Origin of the sequence: Brevundimonas sp. R86498 (assembly GCF_044598075.1) — a bacterium.
In the GTDB taxonomy this organism is placed as follows: Bacteria; Pseudomonadota; Alphaproteobacteria; order Caulobacterales; family Caulobacteraceae; genus Brevundimonas.
Window position 1 is genome coordinate 1,183,366 of the sequence record NZ_CP139004.1, and the last position, 25,677, is coordinate 1,209,042.

Here is a 25,677-nt window from a genome sequence, read left to right on the forward strand (position 1 = left end):
TCCAGCAGACGGCCGCCAGGATGCCAGCCCGAATGCCTCTGTCAGTGGTCGTAGCCGATCGACTGGATATCGGAAACGTCAGCGTCCCAAGAGACCTTCGGCGCCCCGGTCTTCACCGCGATGCAGGCGGACAGGCCATACCCCGGCGACGTCTCCATGTTCTCGAATGGTCCGCCGGGATTGAACAGGCTGACCATGGAGATTGGCGACCCGTGGATCGCCTCGGTGACCGAGAAGCCGGTATGCACGTTGAAAAGACCCGTCCAGGCCTCGCGCGAGAAGCGGAAGAAGTCCCAGGGAGCGTCGTGGACCGGCCATGTCTGATGGGATTGGGAATAGACCGTTCCGCCTGGACGCAAAACGGCATTCATTTCCAAGGCTACCTTCCAGGGCATCAGAAAGTGCTCGAATGTGGAGATCGAGAAGATGTAGTCACAGGGCTCCTGAACGTATCGCGACAGGTGGTGAGCATCCCCAACCACGTCGACGTTCTCGCCAGCCATCACGTCGAAGCCAATATAGTCGACCGAGGGTGAGAACAGTTCGCGTCGGGTGATCGCGCTGCGGGCTCGGGCCCCGATCTCCAGCACGCGCCCGCCGGTCGCGTTCACGGTCTTGATGAACCGGGCGAACGCTTCATGGGGATTGGATATGTCGCGCGCCTCGGCGACCTGGACTCGCTCGATGACCCGGCCGTCGGGCAGCCGCAACCCGATGTCGGCGCTGTGGGCGGGGTCCGTCAGAACCGCATGAACGGCGAAACCCCAATCGGCAGCCTCTGGTCCGATCGCCTTTGCAAGGTCGTTGCGCGGAACAGAACGGATTACGGTCTGAAGCGGCTCGCCCTTCACCAGGATCGCCAGATCGGCGCCGGCACGGTAGGCGCTGTGCCAGCCGCTGATCACGATCGAGCCGCGCAGCATGCTGAACCGCTCAAGATACATTGGCATTCAGGCGCTCCGCTTGCGACGCGTTGCCCGGACCGGCACCTTCACCGGTGCCTCGCCCACTGTCTCCCGCCACGGCATGGGCACGCGGGGCGGATGGGCAAGGGCGAAGTCGGAGCGATCCAGACTGAGGTTCGGCGAATAGAAGGGGTCGTGGTCCAGCATGTCGGCCCAGCGCTCGCGCATCAGCGCGGCCTCCCGCGCCAGCCGTTCGGCCCCCGCGCCGTCCAGGTCGCTGCCGCGCGTTTTCGATTCCTTGTGGGTCAGGACGATGTCGGGGTCGGCGAGGACCTTGAAGCCGGCCTTGCGCACCCGCAGGCACAGGTCGACATCATTGTAGGCAACCCTGAAGTCGGCGTCGAAACCGCGGACCGCCTCGAACACGTCGCGCCGGATGAACAGGCAGGCGGCGGTCACGGCCCCGAATTGATGCAGCAGCCGGGCCTTGCCCAGATAGCCGGGATTGTCGCCCGCCTGGCCACCGTGCGGCGTGCCGGCGATGCGGTGGGCCCCCATGCCCAGGGTGATCCCGAAATGTTGCAGCGTCCCGTCCGGGAACAGCAGCCGGGCACCCACGATTCCGACATCGGGAATGGACAGCAGCGTTCGGGCCCGCGCCAGCCACAGGGGTCCCCGGACCTCGGTATCGTTGTTCAGGAAGCACAGGATGTCTCCGGTCGCCTCCCGCGCCGCGACATTGTTGATCTCCGAGAAGTTGAACGGATGAGGCCAGGCGATCACACGCGCCACGCCGGCGGCCTCCAGCCCCTTCAGATAGGCCAGGGTCTCCGGCTGCTCGGAGCCGTTGTCGACGATCAGGACCTCCGTGTTCGCATGATCGAAGGCCAGGATCGAACGCACGCAGTCACGCAGGACGTCCAGCCCGTCCCGCGTGGGAATGATGATCGACACCCGCGTGTCGAAGTCGCGGCTGCGGCGGACCGCACTCAGGCCGGGCGCGAAGCCGTCGGCAGAGCGCAGCGGCAGGCCGGTCCGCTCGAAGTGGCCGTTGATGGCATGCTGGGCCGCCACGATCGCATAGCCCTTCTGGTCGGCCGACACCGCCGTCGAGCCAGGGATGGCGCGCCAGTGGTAGAGCACATGGGGGATGTGGACGACGGCCGCAGCCCCGCAGACCTCATAGGCGCGCAGCAGGAGGTCGTAGTCCTGGCTGCCCTCCAGCCCGAGGCGGAAGCCACCGATGCGTTCCACCAGGTCGCGCCGATAGACGCCCAGATGGCTGACCATGTTGTGGCCGTACATAAGGAAGGGATCGAACTCGCCCTTCAGATACGGGTCGAACCGGCGGCCGTCGACCGAGACCTTGTCCTCGTCGGAGTACAGGACCTGGGCGTCCGGGTAGCGGTTCAGATAGTGGGCGACAACGAACAGGCAGTAGTCGGGGACCAGGTCGTCATGGTCCATGAGCACGACGAACTCGCCGGTGGCCAGACCAAGCGCCGTATTGCTGGCGGCCGAGATGTGGCCGTTGTGGGGACGCAGGGCCAGCTTGATCCGCGCGTCGCGGGCCGCATAGGACTCCAGCAGGTCGCGGACCTCGGGGTCGGGCGACCGGTCGTCGGCGATGCAGATCTCGAAGTCCGGATAGGTCTGGGCCAGCATCGAGTCGATGCATTCGGCCAGCAGGGCGATCGGGGGATTGTACACCGGCATGACGAAGGAGAAGGTCGGCCGGCGTGTCATGGCGGCGGTCATCTCCGCGATCCGGGCGTAGTCGGCCCGGTTCGGATTGATCCAGCGGCGCAACCAGTAGGGATAGTCGTAGGCCCCCCCGGCCCCGGCGGAGCCCAGGATGCGAGAGACCTCGATCGCGGCCTCGGGCATGACGCGGCTGGTCGAGAGAATGCGGCGGACGCGGTCGAAATCCTTGTCGAGCTCGACTTCGGGCGGATAGGCGGCGCGGACCCTGGCGATTGCCTGTTCGACATCGACCCCCTGACGGCAGCCGATGCCGACGAAGCGGATGATGTTGCCCTTGTCGTCCGGGTCCCAGCGCAGGGTGCGAATCTGCTCGACGGCGGTCAGGTAGACCGTGACCCGACCATCGGCCGTTTCCGGCAGATCCACGGCGTGGACATGGCTGTATCCGTCACCGTAGTCGACATAGAGCCGACCATCGAGCCGACTGCCTGGCCGCAGGCTGGCGGCCTCGAGCGTCAGCTCGGCCAGTCCGTCGGTGAATGCGGTCTGCAGCCGGAACTCCAGCCAGGGATCCGAGGACGTCATTTCGAACCGGCTGTCGCCGAGCGGGATGACGTTTCGGCTGTTGATCAGCGTCAGGCCGGAGCAGAGCGGGGCCAGGGCCGCGCCGGCGGCCGTGTCCAGCAAACGCTCCTGCGCAGGCGTCCGAAAGGGGGCCATCGGTGCGGCAGCCAGCTCCAAGATCGCGGGACCGCGCGGATCGAGCCGGGCGGCGGCGGCGTAGAGCTTCGCCGCGCCTTCCAGATCCAGCCGGAGCTTCTTCAGATGGCCGTAGTTCAGCAGAAGATCGACGTCATAGGGCTGCAGGGACAGGGCCCGGCCGTAGCTGGCGTCGGCTTCGGCGACGCGGCCGCCCTCCTTCAGGGCATGACCCTGCTGCACCCAGATGCCGAAGTCGCGCGGTCGTTCCTTCAGGTGCAGCGCATAATGGTCAGCGGCCTCGACCCAGTCGCCCCGGTCGCGCGCGGCGTCGGCGCGGTCCAGATGTTCGGTGCGACGTCCCTTGTCGTTCGTGCGGCCACGGGCGAATCGCCGCAGACGCCTGAGCCAGGTCTTCATCTGGAAATCCGTCGGAGCGCGCCCATGCAATCGGATGACGCCTTAGAGCCTGAGACGGGATTGGCAACCCCTCGTGCCGGCCCCGGCCCCGACCTTGCCTCCCGGAGGAAGTCCGGTTAGCGCTCGGCCCCTTCCAAAATCGCCGAGGCCGCCGCATGACCGCCAGCGTCACCCTGATCGAGACCCGCCGGTTCGGCGATGACCGGGGCTGGTTCTCCGAGACGTATGCGGAGGCGAAATACGCTGCCATGGGGATCGACACGCGGTTCGTGCAGGACAACCAGTCCTGCTCGACCCATACGGGCACGATCCGCGGCATTCATTTCCAGCGGGACCCGCATGCCCAGGCCAAGCTGGTGCGGTGCTTGCGCGGCGCGATCGTCGACTATGCGGTGGACCTGCGCAAAGGCTCGCCGACCTACGGGAAGACGGCGTTTGCGACCCTGAGCGTGGACAATGGCCGCCAGCTGTTCGTGCCGGTCGGGTTTGGCCACGCCTTCGTCACCCTGGAGCCGGGAACCGAGGTCGCCTACAAGGTGTCGGACGTCTATGCCGCCAACTGCGAGGGGGGCGTCGCCTGGGACTGTCCGGACATCGGCATCGACTGGCCATTGCCGGCGACCGGACCGGTGCTTTCGGACAAGGACCGGATCCTGCCGGGTCTGGCGGTTTTCGACAGCCCCTTCGTCTATGACGGTGTGCCGATGGCGGTGTTTGGCGATCTGGGCTAGTCGCAGCCGGAGCGGTGGCCCCGAGGAGACTGATTTCGATGCGTATTCTGGTCACCGGCGGCGCCGGCTTCATCGGTTCGGCCCTGGTGCGTCGTTTGATCGAGCACACTGACCACGAGGTGCTGGTGTTCGACAAGCTGACCTATGCGGGTCTGCTGAGCTCGCTGGAGCCGGCGGCGACCAGCAACCGCTATGGCTTCGTCCAGGCCAACATCTGCGATGCTGACGCGGTCGCCGCGGCCCTCGCTGACTTCCGTCCCCATGTGATTGCCCACCTGGCGGCCGAGAGCCATGTCGACCGGTCCATCGACGGGCCCGGAGAGTTCGTCCAGACCAATGTCGTCGGGACCTTCACGATGCTGCAGCAGGCGCTGGGCTATTACCGGGGGCTGGATGAAGCCGGGAAGGCCGCCTTCCGCTTTCACCACATCTCGACCGACGAGGTGTTCGGCTCGCTCGGGGAGACCGGGCTGTTTTCGGAAACCACCCCCTACGATCCGCGTTCGCCCTATTCAGCCTCCAAGGCGGCGTCGGACCACCTCGTCAGCGCCTGGGGCCACACCTATGGCCTGCCGGTGCTGATGACCAACTGCTCGAACAACTACGGGCCCTATCACTTTCCCGAAAAGCTGATCCCCCTGATCATCATCCGGGCCCTGAACGGCGAGCCCCTGCCGGTCTATGGTGACGGGTCCAATGTGCGCGACTGGCTGTTCGTGGACGATCATGCCCGGGCGCTGCAGGCGGTGTTCGAGCGCGGCCGGCCGGGCCAGACCTATAACGTCGGCGGCAATGCCGAGCGCCGGAACATCGATGTGGTCAAGGCGATCTGCGCCACCCTCGACCGGGTGAACCCCCGGGCCGACGGCAAGGCCTATGCTGACCAGATCACCTTCGTGACCGACCGGCCGGGCCATGACGCCCGCTATGCCATCGACGCGACCAAGATCCGCGACGAACTGGGCTGGACCCCGTCGGTCACCTTCGAGGAGGGCGTCGAGCGGACGGTGCGCTGGTATCTCGACAACCGGTCGTGGTGGCAGGCCATCCTCGACGGTCGCTACCAGACCGAACGACTGGGCGTCGCGAATGGCTGAACACGGGCCTGAAGACGCCATCGACATTCTCGTCACCGGCGGGGCCGGCCAGGTGGGGCTGGAGCTGGCCCGGGTTGCCTGGCCCGAGCGGGTGCGGCTGCATCTGCCGACGCGGGATCAACTGGATCTGGGGAATGCGGACGCGGTGCGTGCCCTGTTCGCCGCGACCCCCTTCAAGGCGGTGATCAACTCCGGAGCCTGGACTGCCGTCGACAAGGCCGAGACCGAGGTGGCGGCCGCCTTTGCCGCCAATGCCATGGGCCCGGCCGTGCTGGCCGAGGTAACCCGGGCGGCCAACATCCCCCTGATCCAGGTCTCGACTGACTATGTCTTCGACGGCACCGCCGAGGCCGACTATGCCGAGAGCGACCCGGTGGCCCCGTTGAGCGTGTATGGCGCGTCCAAACTGGCGGGGGAGGTGGCGGTGCGGACCGGCAATCTCCGCTCGGTGGTCCTGCGCACGGCCTGGGTGCTGAGCCCGCACCGGGCCAACTTCCTCAAGACCATGCTGAGGCTGGCCGCCGACCGGCCGGCCCTGCGGGTGGTCGAGGACCAGACCGGCTGCCCGACCTCGGCGAAGGATATTGCGGAGGCCCTGGCCACCATCACCCTGAAGATGATCGCCGATCCGACGGCCCCGACCGGCGTCTATCATTTCGTCAATGCGGGCGCGACCAGCTGGGCCGGGCTGGCGCGCGAGATCTTCGTGCTCAGTGCGGCGGGCGGCGGGCCCTCCGCCGAGGTCGAGGGCATTATGACGGCGGATTATCCGACGCCGGCCCGCCGCCCGGCCAACTCGCGACTGTCGACGTTCAAGATCACCCGCGACTACGGGATCACGCCGCGTCCGTGGAAGGACGCCGTGGCCGACATCGTCGCCGAACTGCATGAGGAAACGACGCGATGAAGGGCATTATTCTGGCCGGAGGGTCGGGCACGCGCCTGCATCCCATGACGCTGGTCACGTCCAAACAGCTGATGCCGATCTACGACAAGCCGATGATCTACTATCCGCTGTCGACCCTGATGCTGGCCGGCATCCGCGAGGTGCTGATCATCTCGACGCCGCGCGATACGCCCAGCTTCCAGGCCCTGCTGGGTGACGGGTCAAAATGGGGCATGGACATCCAGTATGCGGTCCAGCCCAGTCCGGACGGCCTGGCCCAGGCCTATATCATCGGGGCCGATTTCGTCGCGGATGGTCCGTCGTCCCTCATTCTGGGCGACAACATCTTCTACGGCCACGGCATCATCGACCTGTTCAAGAGCGCCATGGACCGGCCGACGGGGGCCTCGGTCTTCGCCTATCATGTCAACGATCCCGAGCGTTACGGCGTGGTCGAGTTCGACCGGGACATGCGCGCCCTGTCGATCGAGGAAAAGCCGCCGGTGCCGAAATCGGCCTGGGCGGTCACGGGCCTGTATTTCTACGACGAACAGGTAGTTGATATCGCCGCCAATCTGAAACCCTCCGCGCGCGGCGAGCTGGAGATCACTGACGTCAACCGCGCCTATCTGGAGCGGGGCCAGTTGTCGGTCGAGATCATGGGTCGCGGCTTCGCCTGGCTGGACACGGGCACCCCCGACAGCCTGCTGGAGGCCGCCGAGTTCGTTCGGACGCTGGAGAAGCGCCAGGGCTTCAAGATCGCCTGCCCCGAGGAGATCGCCTTTGACCAGGGCTTCATCGACCGGGCGCAGATGGAGGCGATCGTCAGCGCCCTCGGCAAGAGCGACTACGGCCGGTATCTGAAACACACGGTGCTGGAGCGGAAATGACCGTTCGGGCGGCGATGGTGGCCCTGCTGGGGCTGGTCGCCGGCCTGGCCGGATGCGCGCCGGTGTCCGGCGCGGTGCCCGACCATCTGCCGACGGACTATCTGATCCAGATGGTCTGCGTCGACGCCGCCGACACCCCGGTCTTCGCCGATCCGGTGGGCTGCCCGGACAGCCGGCGCAAGCTGCGCGTCGGCGAGCCGCTGCCCTATCACAAGCTGGATGTCGGTAATTTTCAGATCAGCGATTCCTTCCCGGTCGCCGACACCAACGGCCTGACGCTGGGGGTCCAGAGCTATTTCTTCACCGACGCCTTCGACGACGACCCGGCCTTCCCCAACCAGGTTCACCTGACCCCGGCGCGCGGCGGCTACAACATCATGGGGGCGGACCGGGATTTCGTCTTTTTCCGTGGCACCTCCGACCCCGGGGCCTACTGGCAGACGTGGTGGACGCCGGACTGCCGGGCCCAGGGCTGGCTGCTGTATCCGAATGATGACCGTGCCTTCCGGCGAGGCCGCGCGGCCTCGCCCACAACCTTTGCCCCGGGCTGCACAGAGCGCATCCGCACCAATGCTGCGACGGTCCAATGGCGGTTCATTCCCGACCATGCCTATGTCGCCGATCCGGCCGATCCCGCGCGAACGCGGGTTCTGGACTCGATCGAGGTGCGCCACTTCTCGGCTGGCTACGGCTCGATGGAGACCAACTATTTCACCCGAGAGTATGGTGCGACGCGGTGGGAGGCCTGGCGGCCGGGCGAGGGTCTGACGCCGGAGTTCCTGAAAACCCGCTGCCCGGCCGCGGTCTATCAGACCCGGTTCCACGGGAAGGTCTTCTCCATGGTCGATTGCCGGACCTGGACCACCCTGACCCGCCCGGCCGGCGGGTCATGGGATCCGGACGGGAGCTCGGCCCTGGACCCCACGATCCGGACCTTTCCGGTGGATCCGCTGTACACCGGTCAGAACCTGCTGGTGAACACCCATATCGGCGGCCCCTATGAGCCGGAGGGCTCCTTCACCTGCGACGAGCGGGGTTGGGACGCCGTGGTCACGCCTTCGCCCCTGACGCCCGGCGAGGTCGTGGGCCCACCGTGGAACGCCAACGGTGCCTGCATGCGCACCATCACCGCCGAACGCGTGCCGGCGGGTGCCTATGGCCAGACCCTCGACGCGCCGCCGGCGTCGGAACGGCCATACCGGTTTGGCATCAGCCTGTTCGCGCCGGCGCTTGCGTCAGGAGATATGGTGCCCGTCGAGATCCGCGTGATTCAAAGCGATGCGGCGGGCCGGGTGGTCGAAGCCGAGCGGCTGACTGCGGCAGTGATCTCGCACTACCGGACGTTCGAGGGCGTGGTCACGCGACACGCGCAAGCGACGGAGTGGCGGTTCGAGGTGGCGCCGGCGCGGGCAGACGTGGCGATCGCGGTAAGCGGGGCCTTTGTCGCCCGATAACAGCCTGCTCAGGGCTCATGTCCAGGCGATGTGACCACACTGGACGGGTAGATAAGCCAGCCTGGTGCGTTTCGAAATCACGGTGGCGGTCTGGGCAATTCCTGTCCTTGCCCCTAGTGTGCGACTCCTCCATGGGTCGCCGTGGAGGTGTCTGTTCCGGAGTACCCATGGGCAAGAACAGGGCGGAGGCCCGAGACCATGGGATCGGCTTTCGCGACAGGTTGTTGGGACTATGGACCGCTGGCGAGACGCTCGACCGGGCCGTCGCCACCTTGGATACGATCCGGGCCCGTCTTGACGAGGTTGAGCGCGAGAACCGGATTCTGATACGCCAGATGCTCATTCCCAAGGAGCGGTTCTGGCAGGGGCAGCCCGAGCCGCTGGTCGACGCGGTGCCGGCACCCCTGGCCTTTGCGCAATCCTGCCTGTGTCGGGCCCAGCACTTCCGCCAACCCTACTTCTCGTACTGGACGCGTGAGCTGGGGGAAGCTCTGCGCTACCATCGCAAGCTGTGGGAGTTCGTCTTCATCTGTCAGGCGCTTTATGAGCGCGGCATGATCGTCCCCGGCAGCCGCGCCCTTGGCTTCGGCGTGGGAGAGGAACCGCTGAGTGCCTATTTCGCCGGGCGGGGCGTCGAGGTGATGGCGACCGACATGAGTGCCGACCAGGCGGTTGCGGCGGGCTGGACGCAGACTGCCGAGCATGCGGCTGGGAAGGAGTCTCTCAGGCGACCCGCTCTCTGCGATGACGCGGCCTTTGAGGAGAACGTGTCATTTCAAACGGTCGACATGAACCACGTTCCGGATGATCTGACCGGATTCGACTTCTGCTGGTCGGCGTGCGCGCTGGAACACCTGGGCTCGATCGGGCATGGGCTGGACTTCATAGAGCGCTCCCTGGAGACACTGAAGCCCGGTGGTCTGGCCGTGCACACCACCGAGTTCAACCTGAGTTCGGACGCCGACACCCTGGAAACAGCGCAAACGGTGCTGTTTCGGCGCCGCGACATCGAGAGCCTCGCCGAACGTCTCCGCGCCAAGGGGCATATCGTCGTGCCGATCGACTTCCATCCCGGCTACGGTGATGTCGACCGCTATGTCGACGTCGCACCCTATCTTTATGAGCCTCACTTGAAGCTGATGCTCGAAGGCTATGCGACGACGTCCATTGAACTCATCGTCCAGCGTCGGTCGGAATAGCCTGAGGTTCCCGGTCGGCGAGGCGCGTCACCGATACGCCGTGAAAGGTCATGAACCCGTCGAACACACCCTGCATCACGATGATCCGGAACTGCCAGAGATCGGCGACGGACGTGGCGATGGGGGTGGTCGACGGGTCATGGCTCTGCTCGAGTTCGATCTCGTAGACGCCCGGCGCTCCGGGCGTCACGGTCTGGGAGACGAAGTCGCCGGCCAGGCCCCAATCGAACCGCAGCGGCTGTTTGGCTCCCCCCGCGTCAATGCTGAATCGCACGACCGCCTTCCAGCGGCCTGATGGCAGCGCAAGATAGGGCCCGTAGACCAGGGTTCTGGAGCGGCCGGAAATGTCGAGCACGCCAGCCGGGGCACCCTCGATACAGGCCCGGGTGTCATAGATGAACAGCGGCTCCGACCAGAACGCGGTCGTTCCGACCTCGGGGCGGCCTTGACGATACATGCTGAACGCGACAGCGACAGCCTTGCGTGGCACACCCCTTTCCGCCACCGGCGGACGCACGTCGAAGCCTGGAAAGAGTTCGATCGTCTCGGGATTTCGTGACAGTTGGGCAGCGCTGAACAATCGCGCAGGCTCAGGGAACGAGAGCGCACGGGTCAGCAGCAGGGAGGCATGAAAGGCGTCGTGGGGCTGCTCCAGCCCGAGCAGGACGGCCGTGGCTTCCGCTGCGGTCTCGGGCTGCGGCATGATGATCGTCACCCGGGCCGGATCGACACCGACCAGCAGGGCGGCGTCGTGGGTCACGAAAAGGGACGGTCCCTGTATGGGGTCATACGTCTGGCGCGGGTCCGAGACTGTCGCCAGCGCTCGACCCTCGTCAGCGGCGGCCTTCGCCAGCGCCTTCAGCCAGGCTTCGTGATCCACCGAAGGCGTCAGAACGACCCAGTGTGGATGGACATCGTCCGCATTTCTAGCTGCCCTGAGATGCGCCGCCGCCCCGTCCATCATGCCGCTCTCAGCCAGGTGTAAACGTCGACGGCCTCCTCGATGTCCTCGAATATTTTCGCCTTGCCGCCTTCGATGATCAGGGCCCGGGTGCAGTGGGACGCCACGAGATTGGTGTCATGAGACGCCATCATGAAGGCCCGGTCGGCCCTGTGCTGGAAGAGCTCCTCCTGACATTTCTGCTGGAAGCGGGCGTCGCCCACGGCCACCAGTTCGTCGATCAGATAGCAATCGAACTCGATCGCGAGCGACAGACCGAAGGCGAGGCGCGCCCGCATGCCGGAAGAGTAGTGTTTGACCGGCAGCTTCAGGGATGAGCCCAGTTCGGCGAAGCTGTCCACGCGCTCGCGGGTCTCGGCATAGTCCCGATTGTAGATCCGCGCGAGGAAGCGGATGTTGTCGAGGCCGGACAGACTGCCCTGAAATCCGCCGCCGAACCCGATCGGCCACGAGGACGACATGCGCCAGCGAATTCTCCCCTCCGTCTCCGGAAGCACGCCGCCCAGCATCTTGATCAGGGTCGATTTGCCCTGGCCGTTGCGGCCCAGAATCGCCAGCCGTCCGCCGCGGCCCAGGGTGAAGTTCAGCCCGGTGAACAGCGGCTTTCTGACCCCGTGATAGGTCTTGCCCAGGTTCTCGACGCTGAGGCCGATCTGATCGGCGGACAGCTCCATCAGTCCTGCCTGTGCTCGCGTACGCCCGCATAGATGAGCCAGCCGATGCCATAGGTCAGCAGGCTTGAGGCGAACACAGTCAGAATGGCCAGCCAACGCCGCGGCTCGGTCGGCTCGTCGGGCAGGCTGGGGCTCACGACGCGGTCCAGATACAGTTTCTGGCGCCGCACTTCCTGCTCGGCCGATATGACCGCAGCCGTCGCCTGGGTCAGCTCCTTGTCGGCGAACTCGCGGTTCAGAACCAGATCCTCGTAGGCGCTGATCATGGGGGCGAGAGACCCGGCGTCACCGGCGATCTTCTCCCTTTCGGACGCGATCTGTCGCTCATAGGCCCCGATCCGGCCGTCGAACACGGGGAGTTGCGGGCTGTTGGGGGCCTCTCCGGCAATCTGGGCCCGATCGGCCCGGAGGCGGGCGACCTCGATCTGGAGGTCACCGATCAGTTCGGAGCCTTCCTTCGCCGCCAGCGTAGGGTCGATGAACTGCTCGCGGTTGCGGAAGGATGTCAGTTGCTGCTGGGCGGCAGACAGTCTGGCTCTCGCTTCCTCACGCGACTGGCGGGCCTGGGCCAGGGTGTCGGCTGCGGATCGCTCATTCATCCGGTTGACGAGGCGTTCGCCGCCGCCAAGGAGGGCCTCCGTGAGCGCCTGGGAGTCACGGGGCCGGAAGGCCTCGACCCGCAAGGTGCTGATGCCGGTCGTGGAATCATAGCCCACGGTCACAAAGCGCTGGAAGCCCTTGTAGAGCGCCTCGCGGGACCGCCCTTCCCATGGCTGGGGATAGCGGGAGAAGGCATCAACGCCGCGTGGCCCGAGAATCTCGGCGATCTCATAGCGCCGCGACAGCTCAATCAGACTGTCGCGCGATGTGATGTATTCGTGCACGGCGAACGCATCGGTCTGGGTCGGAGAAATCCCGACACCCTGCAGGGCGACGCCGAGGGAGGTTGGCGCACTCTGACCCGTGGCGCGGACGATGAACTGGGTTTCTGACACGTACCTCGGAGAGGCAATCAGAAGATAATAGATCATCGCGAGCATGGTCGGCAGGCCGACCACGAGCACTGCGGCCAGCGGCACCCGCCGCCACCAGGCCGGCCGCTCTCTCTCGAAAGCCAGCAGCTTGGGAATGGGTCCGATATAGTTAAGCTTGGACTCGGTCATCAATGGTCCATCGGCGTCGGGCGCACGGTAACGAAAAGAGAGGTCATTCGATCACAATCCGGGTCTTCACGTCGGCCAACAGGATCAAGCCGGCTCCGATCAGCACGCCTCCGAAGGCGAAAGCATAGGCGGGATGGTAATAGGTGTGGACGAACTCGCCCAGCACCCCGCCGCGAACCATTTCGATGCCGTGTGGCAGGGGCACGAGCAGAAAGGCCTCGCGATATCTTTCAGGGATCCAGGCGACCATGAAGAAGGCGCCGGACAGCGGGATCATCGCATAGCTGATCACGGGGACCAGTCGTTCCATGATCTCGTAGCGCATCGCCAGGCCTGCCAGGGTAACCGCAACGCCGAACCCGACCCAGCCAACCATCAACCAGCCCGCATAAAGCAGCAGCCAGTCCTTTGGCAGGCCAACCTGACCAAGAGCAATCAGAACGATATAAACGATAACCAGGGCGACGGTGGAACCGCAGAACTCCATGAAGTTGCGCGCCAGAAAGATATGCAGAATTCCGATCTGCCGATGATGCAGCAAGCCGATATTGGCCTCAACGGCCCCCATGCTGAATGCAATCATATGGCGATAGAGCAGCAGCGACATATAGCCTGTCATGACCAGCGGGCCGAGGCGAATGCCATGCTCGTAGGCCGGCTTGATCAGGGTCCACATGAAGAGGACGCCGAGACAGAAGATGAGTGGCTCTGCAATCATCCATACGAAACCGAGACCCTCCCGGCCAAACCGGGTGGTCATCTCCCTCATCAGCAGGGCCCCGATGATTCGGAAGTGTCGGATCGCGAAGGACAAACTCATCTCGGTCGATTCAACTCGGGAAGGCAGGCCGGCCAACCCGGCGGGGCCGGGAGTGCAACGGGAGACCCGGTGCACCGGCGCGCCCGGATGCGCCCGGCGCGGAACATACGCTGCCGCGCTGCGAGCGCAAGCGCGACACGTCCTGTAGCGTGAGCGCCACGGTCAGGGGGTGACCGGTGTGTTGCCACCCGGGGCTATCGACCTTGCGCGGCAACGCTGTTATGACCCGGCAAGGCGGTGAGACCGCCGCAAAGATCAATAACGGCTGCGGAGGGCTCACACCCATGCGTTTCAAAACACTTTTCCTCGCATCGAGCGCGGCAGCGGCACTCGCCCTGTCGGCCGGCGGTGCTTCGGCTGAGCCGGACGGGTGGTATGGTGCGGTTGACGCCGGCTACCACATCGCGAACAACAACTATAACGTCGAGGCCTCGGGCAACGGCGTGAACTGGCAGATCGAGGCGAACGACGGCTGGGCCGCGTTTGCGCGTCTGGGCTACCGGTTCAACCCGAGCTGGCGCGTTGAGCTTGAGGGCGGTTACCGCTCGGGCGACATCGGCCGCATCCGTCACTCGACGGGCACGGTTCCGTCGGGCGTGTGCAACTTCTCGCCGGCCGCCGGTCCCTGCTACTCGCCCGAAGGTGACGTCGAATCGACGACCCTGATGGCCAATGTCCTCTATGACATCGGTGGCGAATACTGGGGTGTGCGTCCCTTCGTCGGTCTCGGCGTCGGTGTGAACCGCGTCAACACCGAGTTCGTGGGCACGGTCCGTGGCCAGCGCGGCGTGTCGGTCGCGGCCGACGACAGCTCGACCAAGTTCGCAGCCCAGGCCCTTGCCGGCCTGGCCTATGCGATCGGTGACCGGGCCAACATCGACCTGACCTACCGCTACCTGACCGGCGACATGGAGTTCGACGCGACGTCGAACTCGACCCTGGCGGCCAACAACTACGGCACCTTCGAGGGCGACTTCGACGAGAGCCACACGGTGACCCTGGGTCTGCGCTACGCCTTTGGCGCAGCCGATGCCCCGCCGCCGCCCCCGCCGCCCCCGCCCCCGCCGCCTCCCCCCCCGCCGCCCCCGCCGCCGCCGCCTCCGCCGGCTCCGGCTCCGCAGGCGCGCGAGTTCGTGGTCTATTTCGACTGGGATCGCTCGGACCTGACGACCGAAGCCCGGTCCGTCGTGACCCAGGCCGCCAACTACGCCAGGTCGGGCCGTCCGACCCGCGTGCTGGTGGTGGGCTACGCCGACACCTCCGGCTCGGCCGCCTACAATGTGGGCCTGTCGAACCGCCGTGCGCGCACCGTGGCTGACGCCCTGGTCGCCCAGGGTGTGGCCGGCGGCGTGATCGCGCTGGACGGCAAGGGTGAGACCAACCTGGCCCGCCCGACCGCCGACGGCGTTCGCGAGCCCCTGAACCGTCGCGCCACCATCGGCATCAACTTCTAGGACGAACGGGAAGGGAGGGGCGGACTTCGGTCCGGCCCTCCGACCCGGTCGTTCCGGAAGGCCGTCGGGGCCTCGTCCCCGGGCCGATGAGTCGCTGAGCCGCCGGTTCTCCTTCAGGAGGCCGGCGGTTTTGCTTTTACCGCCAGCGGAGTCCCCGGCCGCCCCGTGGGGCCGGGTTCCGCTCGCTTTTTTGGACAAGTCGGTTGATCCGTGATGCGGAGGCGGCGACAAAGGGTCCCATGTCAGAGCCCCTGGTCTCTCGTCCGGTCTTCGACGGAACTGTCGCGCGCCCGCGTGAGCGTGTTCGGGACCGGCACCACAGATTCGCAGCGTCCCGCCCTCCGACCCTGTCCCCCAGACCTCGCGTGAGCCAGTCCTGACCATGGTGGACGTCCGCAGTCCCTCCCGACGCGCCCCCGGCGGCGTCTCCCCGGCCGGGCCGCGGCCGGCCCCGGCACGTCCGGTGACCGGGGCCTTGTCCCCGGCGCGGTTCGCGCCGGGACAGTCGCTGAAGGGCCGGCGCTTCCTGATCGTCACCGCCCCCTTCGGCCCGTTCGGCCGGGTGCTGGCCGAACAGCTGGCCGCCGAGGGGGCCTCGGTCGCCCGCATGCTGTTCAATGCCGGGGACGCCGCCTACTGGCGTCGCTCGGGCGCGGTGCCCTACACCGGCGACGTCCGCCGCTGGCCCGCCCGCCTGCACCGGCTGGTGCTGGACCAGGGCCTGACCGACCTGATCGTCTTCGGCGAGGGCGGCCCCTACAACCAGGGCGTCCTGTCCCAGGCCGCAAAACTCAAGGCGGCAGCCGCCGGCGCAAGGCCGGCGAGTGATGAGTGGCGAGTGGCGAGTGGCGAGGGCGACCGTGCCCCGGCCAATGCAGGCACCGCCGTCAACGATCAAAGGCGCGCTCAAGCAGCGAGCGACCGCGTCGCGAGCGATAGCGCGGGTGGCTACGCCCACCCCTTGCGTATCTGGGTGCTGGAGAACGGCTACTTCCGCCCCGACTGGATCACCGTCGAGGAGAATGGCGTCAACGCCTCCTCAGGGCTCCCGCGCGATCGCCACGCCTATGATCCGCCCATCCCCGAAATCCTGCCGACCCGGCCCGCCGGCCGGATCCTGCCCCACCACGTCATCAACATCAGCCTGTATCACGTGGCCCAGCCGCTGGGCCGGCTGGTGTTCCGCCGCTATGTCTATCCCTATACCCAGTCGCCCTGGCTGCAGTTCATCGGCCACGTCCGCCGCTACCTCAGCCTGACCCTGCGCGCGCGCAGCGAAAGCGACGCGGCCGTGATCCGCGCCCGGGGGCCCTTCTTCATCGCCTGCCTGCAGCGCGAGGGCGACGCCCAGCTGCTGCGCTACTCCCACTATGCCGACAACACCGCCTTCCTGGCCGAGGTCCTGTCCTCCTTCGCCCGCCACGCCCCCGAGGACGCCCGGCTGGTGGTCAAGAACCACCCGCTGGACCCCGGCCTCGTCGACCTGGCCCGCATGACCCACATCCTGGCCGTCGAGCGCGGCATCGCCGACCGGGTCGACTTCATCGACGGCGGCAACCTCGCCGCCCTGTGCCGCGCCTCCAGCGGCATGGTGGTGAACAACTCCTCGGCCGCCCTGTCGGCCCTGGGCTTCTCCACCCCCGTCAAGGTCCTCGGAGACGCCTTCTTCGACATCGAGGGCCTCACCGACCAGGCCCCCATCGACGCCTTCTGGGCCCGGCCCACACCCCCCGACGACGCCCTGTTCAACCGCTTCAAGGCCCACGTCATCGCCAGAACACAGGTCAACGGAAACTACCACGAACCCCGCGCCCTCAAACCCACCGCAAAAGCCCTCGCAAGAAAATTCGCTGCCGCAACAAGGTAGGGGGCGGCCGGCGAACGGGGCGTGTGTCCCGGGCGTGAGGGGCTAGCCGGCGGTGCGGGTGAGGACGCGCGCGCGGATGGGGCCGGGCGGGACCGGGTCGATCAGGGTCTGGCCGATCAGGATGACGAGGGTGGCGGTCAGGGCGGCCGAGGCGACGGCGACGGCCACCATCCGGGCCCCCTCGACCAGCGGCCGGTCGCCGAATTGCCGATCCTGATCCATGGCCTGGCCCCGAGTTACCCCGAGGTTCAGGAATCACAGGCAGAGGCGGGACGCAAGTCGCTGAACCGCGTGCGGCATACGAAAATGGCCGGCCCCGGAGACGGGGCCGGCCATGACGCGGGACGGGCGACGGATCAGCCCGTGAAGGGGCGGATCAGGATCTCGACGCGGCGGTTCTGGGCGCGGCCCTCGACCGTGGCGTTGGAGGCGACGGGAACGCGCGAGGACTGACCGGCCACGAACAGGCGCTCGCGCAGGATGCCGCGGCCGATCAGGGCGTCGGCGACGGCCAGGGCCCGGCGCTCGGACAGGGGCTGGTTGATGGCGTCACCACCGGAGGAGTCGGTGTGGCCGACGATGTCGACGACCGACCGGTCGTATTCCTGCAGCACCCGGGCGACATCGGAGAGGACGGCGTCGAAGCGGGGCTCAATGCTGGACTGGTTGACGGCGAAGGTAACGTCCGAGGGCATGCGCAGGACGAGGTTGTCGCCCTGACGGGCCACGCCCACGCCCGTGCCGCTGAGTTCGGCCTCAAGGGCGCGTTGCTGGCGGTCCATGTAGGAGCCGACGGCCGCGCCGCCCAGGGCACCGACGCCGGCCCCGATCAGGGCGTTGCGACGGCCCTGTTCGCCGTTGGAGGTGTTGGTGAGATAGCCCAGGACCGCGCCGCCGAGTGCACCGGCGAGAGCCCCCGTCGCCGTGTTGTTGCGGTTCGGAGTTCGAGGAATAGGGGTCCATGGTGGTGCAGGCGGAGACGCCCAGCATGGCGACGGCGCCGAGGCCGCTGACGATCAGGTTCATACGCATGGAGGGATCCTTTCGAGATCAATGTGCGGCGGAAACGCGGCCCCTACAGTGAAGGTTCCGGCCTGACCGCAGAATGAACAGACCGTCCCGGTGTCGCGCCGCGACCGCAATCTGCCAATTTTTGCGTGCAGGGGCTATGAAGCCTCCCCCGGTGGCCCGACTGCGGACCGCCGGACCCGTCTTGAAAGGCCCCGCCGTGACCCCGACCGCCGCATCCGCCCCGCTCTCTGCCGCCGAAGGCATTACTCCCGTGTCGATGTCGCGCCATGACACCGACTTCCAGGGGTTCAGCGACGCCCTCGGAGCCTCATTCAAACGCTATGGCTTCGCCGTCGTCTCCGACCACGGGCTGGACGAGGCGGTGATCCGGGCCGCGATCGAGGATGCGAAGGCCTTTTTCGACCTGCCCGAGGCGGTCAAGCGCGCCTATCACCAGCCGGGAACCGGCGGGGCCCGAGGGCTGACGCCCTTCGGGATCGAGGCGGCGAAGGATGCCGCGGCAGTGGATCTGAAGGAGTTCTGGCACACCGGCCGCGAGCTGCCGGCCGGGCATCCCTATCGGCAGTCGATGCGCGACAACCTGTGGCCGACCGAGGTGCCGGGGTTCCGCGCCCACGTCTACGCCATGTATGAGGCGCTGGATGCCCTGGGCCGCAAGATCCTGCGGGCCATCGCCCGGTTCATGGACCTGGGCGACGACTTCTTCGAGGACAAGGTCGACCTCGGCAACAGCGTGCTCCGAATGCTGCACTATCCGCCGGTGCCGGCGGATGCGCCGGGCGTCCGGGCGGGCGCGCATGAGGACATCAATGTCATCACCCTGCTGCTGGGGGCCGAGGAGGCCGGGCTGCAGCTGAAGGATGCCGACGGCCAGTGGCTGGACATCGCGCCGCCGCCGGGGGCCCTGGTGGTCAATATCGGCGACATGCTGCAGCGGCTGACCAACCACGTCCTGCCGTCGACGACCCACCGGGTGGTCAATCCGGCCCCCGAGCGGCGGGGGTTCGCGCGGTATTCGACGCCCTTCTTCCTGCACTTCAACCCGGACTATGTGATCGAGACCCTGCCCTCGACGATCACGCCCGAGCGTCCGGACCAGTATGCCGGCAAGGCGATCACGGCCGACGGCTTCCTGATGGAGCGGCTGAAGGAGATCCGGCTGCTTTGAGAACGCGGCCCTCTCCCGCCGGGAGAGGGATAAGGGGGAGGAGAGGGCCTTAAGCCTCAACCGCGCCCGGGTTGCGGGCGAACTGACCGCCGCGGCGGTAGCGCCAGAGGTAGGAGGGGGCGATGGCCTCGAGGCCGGTGGGTTCGATGCCGAGGTCGGCGAGGCCGGCGGCTCCCGCTGACACGACATTGTCGACCTTGAGCATCAGGACCTGATCGCGGGTCAGGACGGGGGCGATGCCGATCAGGGCCGTCAGGCCGGTGATCCGGCCGAGCAGGGCGGCGGCGAAGACCGGAATGGGGGCCAGAAGGCGGGTCCGGCCCGTCTCGCGCAGAATGTACTGGAGGATGTCCTTGAACGTCCAGACGGCAGGGCCGCCGAGTTCAAAGGTGCGGCCGGCGGCCTCGGGCCGGACGACGGACCGGGCGATGGCCTCGGCGACGTCCCCGACATAGACGGGCTGGAACTTCGTGTGACCGCCGCCGATCAGGGGCAGGGCGGGCGAGGTCGTGGCCATGTCGGCGAACCGGTTCAGGAAACCGTCGCCGTTTCCGAACACGATGGAGGGCCGAAGGATCACGGTGTCCGGCTTGACCGCCCGGGCGGCGTTCTCGGCCTCGCCCTTGGTGCGGCCATAGTCGGCCTCGGAGTTCGCATCGGCCCCGATGGCGGAGACCTGGACCAGACGGCCGACGCCGCCGGCGACGCAGGCCGCGGCGATGTTGCGGGCACCGTCGACATGGGCGGCGGCGAAGCTGCGGCCCGGGGCCTGGAACAGCAGGCCGACCAGATTGACGGCGGCGTCCGCGCCTTTCAGGGCGGCCGTGACATCGGCCGGGCGAGTGATGTCGCAGCGCACGGGCTGAATCTGGCCGACGTCGCCCAGGATCCGCAGGTCCTGCGCCAGGGCGGGGTTGCGGACGGCGACCCGGACGCGCCAGCCGTCGCGGGCCAGGGCCCGGACGGCCTGGGTCCCGACGAAGCCGGAGCCGCCGAAGACGGTGACCAGACCGGGGGAAAATTCGGACATGGAAGCCTGCTCTCGAAACCGCGCGATCGGCCGATCCCGACCGTGAAACCGGGGGATAGACGATGGACCGGGTGCCCGCAACGCGGGGCGTCGACGCGGGCAACGGTAAAGCCGCCAAAACCGGTGTTGACCCGCCCCATTCACTGCCTTAAGGGTCCGCGCCTTCCGGTCGGGAACGCGTTTCGGCGCGCCCCGCCGGGCCCAGGTGGCGGAATTGGTAGACGCGCTGGCTTCAGGTGCCAGTGATAGAAATGTCGTGGAGGTTCGAGTCCTCTCCTGGGCACCAGTTTCGAACGGCGTCGCATCGCAAGGTGCGGCGCCGTTTTCGTTTCTCCTCCCCGTTCGCGGAGCGGATGGGGAGGTGGATCGCCGGCGTCAGCCGGCGAGACGGAGGGGGCGACCCGGTGTCACCGGGGTGCGCGGGAGCGACCCCGGACCTCAACAGCGCCTCGCCCCCTCCGTCCCCTCGCTGATCGCGAGGGTCCACCTCCCCATCGCCCTTCGGCGACGGGGAGGAGACGACGTGAAGGACTTGGTCTAGGAAACGCCATGACTGTTTATCTGCATGAGGGCGATCTGCCCGACGGGCTGGATCTCGGGGCCGAGGTCGCGGTGGATTCCGAGACGATGGGGCTACGGTTCCGGCGGGATCCGCTGTGCGTGGTGCAGCTGTCGGCGGGGGACGGGGACGCCCATGTGGTGCGGCTGGACCGGCCCGCCTATGACTGTCCGAACCTGAAGCGGCTGATGGCCGACCGGGACGTGCTGAAGATCTTCCATTTCGGCCGGTTCGACATCGGCATGGTCGAGCTGCACCTGGGGGTCGAGACCGGGCCGGTCTATTGCACCAAGATCGCCTCCAAACTGGCGCGGACCTATACCGACCGGCACGGGCTGAAGGATGTGGCGCGCGAACTGGCGGGGATCGACCTGTCCAAGGCGCAGCAGTCCTCTGACTGGGGGGCCACGGAGCTGTCGCAGGCGCAGCTGGAGTATGCGGCGTCCGACGTTCTGCATCTGCATGTGATCAAGGAGCGGCTGAACGCGATGCTGGTGCGTGAGGGCCGGATGGCCCTGGCCCAGGCCTGTTTCGACTTCCTGCCCGCCCGGGCCCGGCTGGATCTGGCCGGCTGGGACGAGATGGATATCTTCGCGCACACCTGATGACCGATTTCGACCCGGCAGAGGACCGAAAACGCGCCGATGAGGCGCGGCTGGCCGAACAGGCCGGACGGTGGCGTTCGCGCTCGCGCCGGGTGCAGCTGTACCGTCGGCTGCTGCCGATCCTGATCGTGGTGCTGGCGGGCGGGGCCCTGACCTGGACGGTGTTCCGCACCGTGATGTCAGGGGTCGAACGGGACGCCAGCCAGTCGCGGGAAATCCGTCTGGATAATCCGATGTTCCGGGGTCAGGACGCCCAGGGCCGGTCGTTCGTGATCGGGGCGGAGGGCGCGGTGCGCGATCCCGCGACCGGGCGATTTCGGCTGAACGGGCCGCTGCTGAGGCTGAATCTGGGGGGCACCAAGGTGACCGAGATGACGGCAGACGCGGGCATCTACAACGAGGCCGGGCGGACGGTGACGATCGGGCCGAACGTGCGGATTTCGGACGGGGGATCGGGCTTTGTCCTGACCACGCCGGAGGCGGTCGTGGACACGGCGACGGGGATCGTGACGGGGGACAAGGGGGTCGAGGGGCGCGGACCGCTTGGAACCCTGTCGGCTTCGTCCTATGTGATCCGGGACCAGGGCGAGCGCGTCGAGTTTCGGGGCCAGGGCGACAACAAGGTGCGCGGGACGATTACCCCCGCATTATCCGGCAGGTGACCATGTCGAAGACCAGACTGAGCCTTCTTGCGGCGGTGACCGCCCTCAGCCTCGCCCTTCCGGGTGTGGGCGACGCCCAGAACGCCGGGCCGAGCTCCGACGCGCCCGTGGCCTGGGGCGGTGATCTGTTCGAATATACGCCCAACGGCTTTACCCTGACCGGCAAGGCCGAGTTGACCCAGGGCGACAACCGGCTGCGGGCCGACCGGCTGACCTTCGTCACTGCCGACGGCGACCTGACCCGGGCGGAGGCCAGCGGGGCGGTCTATTTCGTTACGCCCGAGCAGACGATGCGCGGAGACCGGGCGATCTATGATCTCGGGACGGACGAGGTGACCGTAAGCGGGGACGTCATCCTGACCCAGGGCGAGAACGTCGCGACCGGGGGGCGGCTAGTGTACAACGTCCGGACCGGAACTGCCCGGATGGAGGGCGCGCCGACGCCCAGCGGCAACCGGGTGCGCGGCGTCTTCTATCCGCAGGGCGCGAACTGAGCCGTCGGGCCCGGTCGAACCCTGAATGGCGCGCAAGGAACTCTCTGCCCTGAATCTGGAAGACCGGTCGGCCGCGCCGACGGCTGCGCCCGAGGCCGCACCGGCGCGGGGTCTGAGGGTGCGCAACATCGCCCGGGCCTTCGGCGCGCGGCAGGTGGTGTCGGACGTCTCCCTGACGGTGCAGCGGGGCGAGGTCGCCGGCCTGCTGGGGCCGAACGGGGCGGGCAAGACGACCTGCTTCTACATGATCACCGGCCTGATCCCGGCCGACAGCGGCTCGATCTGGCTGGACGGCGAGGACATCACTTCGCAGCCGATGTACCAGCGCGCCCGGATGGGCCTGGGGTATCTGGCGCAGGAGGCCTCGATCTTTCGCGGCATGACGGTCGAGCAGAACGTCATGGCCGTGGTCGAACTGCACCAGAGCGGGGCGGGGATCGCCGAGGAGACCACCCGGCTGCTGGACGAGCTGAACATCGGCCATCTGAGGCATGCCCCGGCCCAGGGGCTGTCGGGCGGGGAACGGCGCCGGGTCGAGATTGCCCGGGCCCTGGCCGGCAAGCCCAGCTTCATGCTGCTGGACGAACCCTTTGCCGGGATCGATCCGCTGGCCATCGCCGACATCCGTTCGGTCATCCGCTATCTGGCCGGGCAGGGGATCGGGGTGCTGATCACCGACCACAATGTGCGCGAGACGCTGGACATCATCGACCGGGCCTCGATCATCTCAAACGGGGCGGTGCTGTTCGAGGGGACGGCGGACGAGGTGATCCACGACCCGGAAGTGCGCCGGGTCTATCTGGGCGATCTGTACGGCTGAGCGCCGTTCGCCTCGCGTTAACCGGTTCGGGCCATCCTGACAGCAAGTTCCGGGCCACGGCGGTCCGGTGTCGGGGGCGACGGGCGTGATCGGTCAGAGGCTGGAGGTACGGCAGGGGCAGGGGCTGGTCATCACCCCCCAGCTGCAGCAGGCCATCAAGCTGCTGCAACTGTCGAACCAGGAACTGGACGAATACGTCGAGGCCGAGCTGGAGAAGAACCCGCTGCTGCAGCGCGAGGAGCCGGAAACGGCCCCGGAGGTCGCGCGTGAGGCCCCCGCAGACAGCAGCGAACTGAGCTTTTCGGATACGGATGCGCCGGACCGGTCCTCGACCGTCGATGCGCGCGAGGACGATGTCTATGGCGACGCCACGCCGGGCGAGCGGACCTCGGACCGGCTTTCGGACGAGGCGGCCGAGCAGCCGGGCCTGTCGGACTGGTCGGCGGCGGGCAAGGGCGGGTCCTTCAACGACGGGGACGGGGGCGAGCGGCCGGAGCGGCATGAGCCGACCCTGTGGGAGCATCTGCAGGCCCAGGCGTCCTCGGCGGGGTTGTCGGCCACGGACCATGCCATCGCCCTGTCGCTGATCGACGGGGTCGACGACGGCGGCTATCTGCGCGCGGAGCTGGCCGAGATCGCCGAGCGGCTGGGGTGTTCGCTGGCCCGGGTCGAGGCGGTGCTGGGCGTGTGTCAGGGGTTCGAACCGACGGGGGTCATGGCCCGGTCGGTGCCGGAATGCCTGAAGCTGCAGCTGATCGAGCGCAACCGGTTCGATCCGGCCATGGCGATCCTGCTGGACAATCTGGAGCTGCTGGCGCGGCGCAATCTGGCGGCGCTGCGGACCGCCTGCGGGGTCGACGGCGAAGACCTGGCCGAGATGATCGGCGAGCTGAAGGCCCTGACGCCCCGGCCGGGGGCGGGCTTCGCCGGCGAGGTGGCCCAGACGGTGATCCCCGATGTCCATGTCCGGCCGGATCCGGCCGGCGGCTGGCGGGTCGAACTGAACACCGACACCCTGCCGCGACTGCTGGTCGACAAACGGTATCATGCGACGGTCTCGGCCGGGGCGCGGACCGAGGCGGAGAAGGCCTTCGTGGCCGACTGCGCGGCCCAGGCGACCTGGCTGGTCAAGTCGCTGGACCAGAGGGCCAAGACCATCCTGAAGGTCGGGTCCGAGATCGTGCGCCAGCAGGATGCCTTCCTGGCCTTCGGGGTTGAGTTCCTGAGGCCGCTGAACCTGAAGACGGTGGCCGATGCGATCGGCATGCATGAATCGACGGTCAGCCGGGTGACCTCGAACAAGTACGTGTCGACGCCGCGCGGGGTGTTCGAACTGAAGTTCTTCTTCACCGCCGCCATCCAGGCCACGGACGGGGGGGCCAGCCATTCGGCCGAGGCGGTGCGGCATCGGATCAAGGCCATGATCGATCACGAGGACCGGGACGGCGACATCCTGTCCGACGACCGGATCGTGGAGATCCTGAAGGAGGCGGGCATCGACATCGCCCGGCGGACCGTGGCCAAATATCGCGAGGCGCTGAGGATCCCGTCGTCGGTCGAGCGTCGGCGGATGCTGAACACGGGTTAAGCTTGCTGATTGGTTGAGCTAAAATCGCGCAAGCGTGACTGAAAAACCCGCGTTGCCGATTGACACTTTTCGTCAAGCGTCGCGTTCTGTGTGAATGCAAGTGCAGGTCAGCGGCAAGCACATGGATGTCGGCGAAGCGTTAGGCTCGCGCATCTCCCTTGAACTCGAAGAAGGCGTCGGAAAATACTTCGAACGCGGTGGTGAAAACGCCGAGGTCGTGGTGTCCAAGGACGGTCATGGCTTCAAGGTGGACTGTTGGGTCCGCCTGGCGTCGGGACAAACCTTGGTGACGACGGGGCTGGGCGGAGATGCCCATGCCGCCTTCACCGAAAGCTTGGAAAAGCTCGAGAAACGGGTCCGGCGCTACAAGCGACGGCTCAAGGATCACCACATCGGCCCACGCGGCCTGTCGCCCGAAAAGACCGAGGACGCAGCGCGCGACGTGGCGCGCAGCATCGTGCTTCGGGACCCGGATTCTGTCGAGGACGAGGCCTTCGGTGATACCGGCGAGACTGGTCCGCCCCCGACGGGCATGGTCATCGCCGAGAGCGTCTCGGAGATCCGGACCATCACAGTGGGGCGGGCCGTGCTGGAGCTGGACATGACCGGCTATCCGGTCGTGCTGTTCCGCAATGCGGCGCACGGGGGACTGTCGGTCGTCTATCGCCGTCCGGATGGCAATGTCGGCTGGATCGATCCCGAGCGGACAGGGTCGTTGAACGGACACGGTTCTGTAAACGGTTCTGGCGCATAAGGCTTCACACCGGCGCGTGAACCGTCTAGACGGCGGCGCGC

23 protein-coding genes, 1 tRNA gene and 1 pseudogene are annotated in these 25,677 nt (G+C 67.2%); 16 read left to right on the forward strand and 9 right to left on the reverse strand.

What is annotated here, in order from left to right:
* Window positions 1–41 precede the first annotated feature (41 nt).
* Together SJY26_RS05890 and SJY26_RS05895 are read right to left on the reverse strand one after the other, a co-directional pair.
* Window positions 42–923, reverse strand: a complete 882-nt coding sequence (locus SJY26_RS05890) for a methyltransferase domain-containing protein (RefSeq protein WP_396595210.1) — start codon at window positions 921–923, stop codon at window positions 42–44.
* Window positions 924–950: 27 nt separating this feature from the next.
* Complete coding sequence (locus tag SJY26_RS05895; RefSeq protein ID WP_396595211.1) at window positions 951–3,728, reverse strand: glycosyltransferase; 2,778 nt, start codon at window positions 3,726–3,728, stop codon at window positions 951–953.
* A gap of 155 nt (window positions 3,729–3,883) precedes the next feature.
* Here SJY26_RS05895 and rfbC point away from each other — a divergent pair, with 155 nt between their 5' ends.
* The 6 genes from rfbC (at window position 3,884) to SJY26_RS05925 (ending at window position 9,985) form a co-directional block, all read left to right on the forward strand.
* Window positions 3,884–4,459, forward strand: a complete 576-nt coding sequence (gene rfbC, locus SJY26_RS05900) for a dTDP-4-dehydrorhamnose 3,5-epimerase (RefSeq protein WP_396595212.1) — start codon at window positions 3,884–3,886, stop codon at window positions 4,457–4,459.
* 38 nt (window positions 4,460–4,497) lie between these two features.
* Window positions 4,498–5,556, forward strand: coding sequence for a dTDP-glucose 4,6-dehydratase (rfbB, locus tag SJY26_RS05905; protein ID WP_396595213.1), 1,059 nt, complete (start codon window positions 4,498–4,500; stop codon window positions 5,554–5,556).
* A complete protein-coding gene (gene rfbD / locus SJY26_RS05910) occupies window positions 5,549–6,463 on the forward strand; it encodes a dTDP-4-dehydrorhamnose reductase (RefSeq protein ID WP_396595214.1) in 915 nt (304 codons plus the stop codon). The genes rfbB and rfbD overlap by 8 nt, the downstream gene beginning before the upstream one ends.
* On the forward strand, window positions 6,460–7,332 hold the full coding sequence (gene rfbA / locus SJY26_RS05915) for a glucose-1-phosphate thymidylyltransferase RfbA (protein ID WP_396595215.1): 873 nt from the start codon (window positions 6,460–6,462) through the stop codon (window positions 7,330–7,332). Before rfbD ends, rfbA begins: the two co-directional genes overlap by 4 nt.
* Complete coding sequence (locus SJY26_RS05920; RefSeq protein ID WP_396595216.1) at window positions 7,329–8,786, forward strand: hypothetical protein; 1,458 nt, start codon at window positions 7,329–7,331, stop codon at window positions 8,784–8,786. Before rfbA ends, SJY26_RS05920 begins: the two co-directional genes overlap by 4 nt.
* Window positions 8,787–8,953: 167 nt before the next feature.
* Window positions 8,954–9,985: an SAM-dependent methyltransferase gene (locus SJY26_RS05925; RefSeq protein WP_396595217.1), complete on the forward strand. Its 1,032-nt coding sequence runs from the start codon at window positions 8,954–8,956 to the stop codon at window positions 9,983–9,985.
* Here SJY26_RS05925 and SJY26_RS05930 read toward each other — a convergent pair.
* The 4 genes from SJY26_RS05930 to SJY26_RS05945 form a co-directional block, all read right to left on the reverse strand.
* Window positions 9,960–10,865 carry a hypothetical protein gene (locus SJY26_RS05930; protein ID WP_396595218.1) on the reverse strand — a complete coding sequence of 302 codons (906 nt, stop codon included), beginning with the start codon at window positions 10,863–10,865 and terminating at the stop codon, window positions 9,960–9,962. The two genes, SJY26_RS05925 and SJY26_RS05930, sit on opposite strands and share 26 nt — an antisense overlap.
* 80 nt (window positions 10,866–10,945) lie before the next feature.
* Complete coding sequence (locus SJY26_RS05935) at window positions 10,946–11,620, reverse strand: ABC transporter ATP-binding protein (protein WP_396595219.1); 675 nt, start codon at window positions 11,618–11,620, stop codon at window positions 10,946–10,948.
* Window positions 11,620–12,783, reverse strand: a complete 1,164-nt coding sequence (locus tag SJY26_RS05940) for a chain-length determining protein (RefSeq protein WP_396595220.1) — start codon at window positions 12,781–12,783, stop codon at window positions 11,620–11,622. The genes SJY26_RS05935 and SJY26_RS05940 overlap by 1 nt, the downstream gene beginning before the upstream one ends.
* Window positions 12,784–12,826: 43 nt before the next feature.
* A complete protein-coding gene (locus tag SJY26_RS05945; protein WP_396595221.1) occupies window positions 12,827–13,603 on the reverse strand; it encodes an ABC transporter permease in 777 nt (258 codons plus the stop codon).
* A 284-nt stretch (window positions 13,604–13,887) separates the two neighbouring features.
* On the opposite strand from SJY26_RS05945, the gene SJY26_RS05950 reads away from it, so the two are divergent.
* Together SJY26_RS05950 and SJY26_RS05955 are read left to right on the forward strand one after the other, a co-directional pair.
* Complete coding sequence (locus SJY26_RS05950; protein ID WP_396595222.1) at window positions 13,888–15,057, forward strand: OmpA family protein; 1,170 nt, start codon at window positions 13,888–13,890, stop codon at window positions 15,055–15,057.
* Window positions 15,058–15,520: 463 nt separating this feature from the next.
* Entirely contained in the window at window positions 15,521–16,924 is a 1,404-nt protein-coding gene (locus tag SJY26_RS05955) for a capsular biosynthesis protein (protein ID WP_396595223.1), read from the forward strand.
* Between the two features lie 42 nt (window positions 16,925–16,966).
* Here the strand turns inward: SJY26_RS05955 and SJY26_RS05960 are convergent, their stop codons facing one another.
* Together SJY26_RS05960 and SJY26_RS05965 are read right to left on the reverse strand one after the other, a co-directional pair.
* Window positions 16,967–17,146 carry a hypothetical protein gene (locus tag SJY26_RS05960; RefSeq protein WP_396595224.1) on the reverse strand — a complete coding sequence of 60 codons (180 nt, stop codon included), beginning with the start codon at window positions 17,144–17,146 and terminating at the stop codon, window positions 16,967–16,969.
* A 134-nt stretch (window positions 17,147–17,280) separates the two neighbouring features.
* Window positions 17,281–17,956, reverse strand: a pseudogene (locus SJY26_RS05965) (OmpA family protein).
* A gap of 256 nt (window positions 17,957–18,212) precedes the next feature.
* Between SJY26_RS05965 and SJY26_RS05970 the strand changes: the two are divergent.
* Window positions 18,213–19,124: an isopenicillin N synthase family dioxygenase gene (locus SJY26_RS05970; protein ID WP_396595712.1), complete on the forward strand. Its 912-nt coding sequence runs from the start codon at window positions 18,213–18,215 to the stop codon at window positions 19,122–19,124.
* A 49-nt stretch (window positions 19,125–19,173) separates the two neighbouring features.
* On the opposite strand, the gene SJY26_RS05975 is transcribed toward SJY26_RS05970, so the two are convergent.
* Entirely contained in the window at window positions 19,174–20,154 is a 981-nt protein-coding gene (locus tag SJY26_RS05975; protein ID WP_396595225.1) for a complex I NDUFA9 subunit family protein, read from the reverse strand.
* Between the two features lie 199 nt (window positions 20,155–20,353).
* Between SJY26_RS05975 and SJY26_RS05980 the strand changes: the two genes are divergently transcribed.
* The 7 genes from SJY26_RS05980 (at window position 20,354) to hpf (ending at window position 25,636) form a co-directional block, all read left to right on the forward strand.
* Window positions 20,354–20,440 (forward strand) — tRNA-Leu (locus tag SJY26_RS05980).
* Window positions 20,441–20,703: 263 nt separating this feature from the next.
* Complete coding sequence (locus SJY26_RS05985) at window positions 20,704–21,318, forward strand: ribonuclease D (RefSeq protein WP_396595226.1); 615 nt, start codon at window positions 20,704–20,706, stop codon at window positions 21,316–21,318.
* Entirely contained in the window at window positions 21,318–21,980 is a 663-nt protein-coding gene (gene lptC, locus SJY26_RS05990; RefSeq protein WP_396595227.1) for an LPS export ABC transporter periplasmic protein LptC, read from the forward strand. The genes SJY26_RS05985 and lptC overlap by 1 nt, the downstream gene beginning before the upstream one ends.
* A 2-nt stretch (window positions 21,981–21,982) precedes the next feature.
* Window positions 21,983–22,474 carry an LptA/OstA family protein gene (locus SJY26_RS05995; RefSeq protein ID WP_396595228.1) on the forward strand — a complete coding sequence of 164 codons (492 nt, stop codon included), beginning with the start codon at window positions 21,983–21,985 and terminating at the stop codon, window positions 22,472–22,474.
* A gap of 25 nt (window positions 22,475–22,499) precedes the next feature.
* A complete protein-coding gene (gene lptB / locus SJY26_RS06000) occupies window positions 22,500–23,294 on the forward strand; it encodes an LPS export ABC transporter ATP-binding protein (RefSeq protein WP_396595229.1) in 795 nt (264 codons plus the stop codon).
* An 85-nt stretch (window positions 23,295–23,379) separates the two neighbouring features.
* Complete coding sequence (rpoN, locus tag SJY26_RS06005; RefSeq protein WP_396595230.1) at window positions 23,380–24,882, forward strand: RNA polymerase factor sigma-54; 1,503 nt, start codon at window positions 23,380–23,382, stop codon at window positions 24,880–24,882.
* Window positions 24,883–24,976: 94 nt separating this feature from the next.
* Window positions 24,977–25,636 (forward strand): ribosome hibernation-promoting factor, HPF/YfiA family, encoded by a 660-nt coding sequence (gene hpf / locus SJY26_RS06010; RefSeq protein ID WP_396595231.1) that lies wholly within the window; start codon window positions 24,977–24,979, stop codon window positions 25,634–25,636.
* Window positions 25,637–25,677: the final 41 nt, after the last annotated feature.

Coding starts and splice junctions, on each gene's coding strand:
- lptB (WP_396595229.1), top strand. CDS start 22,500: ATGGCGCGCAAGGAACTCTCTGCCCTGAATCTGGAAGACCGGTCGGCC.
- rfbA (WP_396595215.1), top strand. CDS start 6,460: ATGAAGGGCATTATTCTGGCCGGAGGGTCGGGCACGCGCCTGCATCCC.
- SJY26_RS05985 (WP_396595226.1), top strand. CDS start 20,704: ATGACTGTTTATCTGCATGAGGGCGATCTGCCCGACGGGCTGGATCTC.
- SJY26_RS05920 (WP_396595216.1), top strand. CDS start 7,329: ATGACCGTTCGGGCGGCGATGGTGGCCCTGCTGGGGCTGGTCGCCGGC.
- lptC (WP_396595227.1), top strand. CDS start 21,318: ATGACCGATTTCGACCCGGCAGAGGACCGAAAACGCGCCGATGAGGCG.
- SJY26_RS05945 (WP_396595221.1), bottom strand. CDS start 13,603: ATGAGTTTGTCCTTCGCGATCCGACACTTCCGAATCATCGGGGCCCTG.
- SJY26_RS05890 (WP_396595210.1), bottom strand. CDS start 923: ATGCTGCGCGGCTCGATCGTGATCAGCGGCTGGCACAGCGCCTACCGT.
- SJY26_RS05895 (WP_396595211.1), bottom strand. CDS start 3,728: ATGAAGACCTGGCTCAGGCGTCTGCGGCGATTCGCCCGTGGCCGCACG.
- rfbC (WP_396595212.1), top strand. CDS start 3,884: ATGACCGCCAGCGTCACCCTGATCGAGACCCGCCGGTTCGGCGATGAC.
- rfbB (WP_396595213.1), top strand. CDS start 4,498: ATGCGTATTCTGGTCACCGGCGGCGCCGGCTTCATCGGTTCGGCCCTG.
- rfbD (WP_396595214.1), top strand. CDS start 5,549: ATGGCTGAACACGGGCCTGAAGACGCCATCGACATTCTCGTCACCGGC.
- SJY26_RS05995 (WP_396595228.1), top strand. CDS start 21,983: ATGTCGAAGACCAGACTGAGCCTTCTTGCGGCGGTGACCGCCCTCAGC.
- SJY26_RS05960 (WP_396595224.1), bottom strand. CDS start 17,146: ATGGATCAGGATCGGCAATTCGGCGACCGGCCGCTGGTCGAGGGGGCC.
- SJY26_RS05950 (WP_396595222.1), top strand. CDS start 13,888: ATGCGTTTCAAAACACTTTTCCTCGCATCGAGCGCGGCAGCGGCACTC.
- SJY26_RS05940 (WP_396595220.1), bottom strand. CDS start 12,783: ATGACCGAGTCCAAGCTTAACTATATCGGACCCATTCCCAAGCTGCTG.
- SJY26_RS05970 (WP_396595712.1), top strand. CDS start 18,213: ATGTCGCGCCATGACACCGACTTCCAGGGGTTCAGCGACGCCCTCGGA.
- SJY26_RS05935 (WP_396595219.1), bottom strand. CDS start 11,620: ATGGAGCTGTCCGCCGATCAGATCGGCCTCAGCGTCGAGAACCTGGGC.
- hpf (WP_396595231.1), top strand. CDS start 24,977: ATGCAAGTGCAGGTCAGCGGCAAGCACATGGATGTCGGCGAAGCGTTA.
- SJY26_RS05975 (WP_396595225.1), bottom strand. CDS start 20,154: ATGTCCGAATTTTCCCCCGGTCTGGTCACCGTCTTCGGCGGCTCCGGC.
- SJY26_RS05925 (WP_396595217.1), top strand. CDS start 8,954: ATGGGCAAGAACAGGGCGGAGGCCCGAGACCATGGGATCGGCTTTCGC.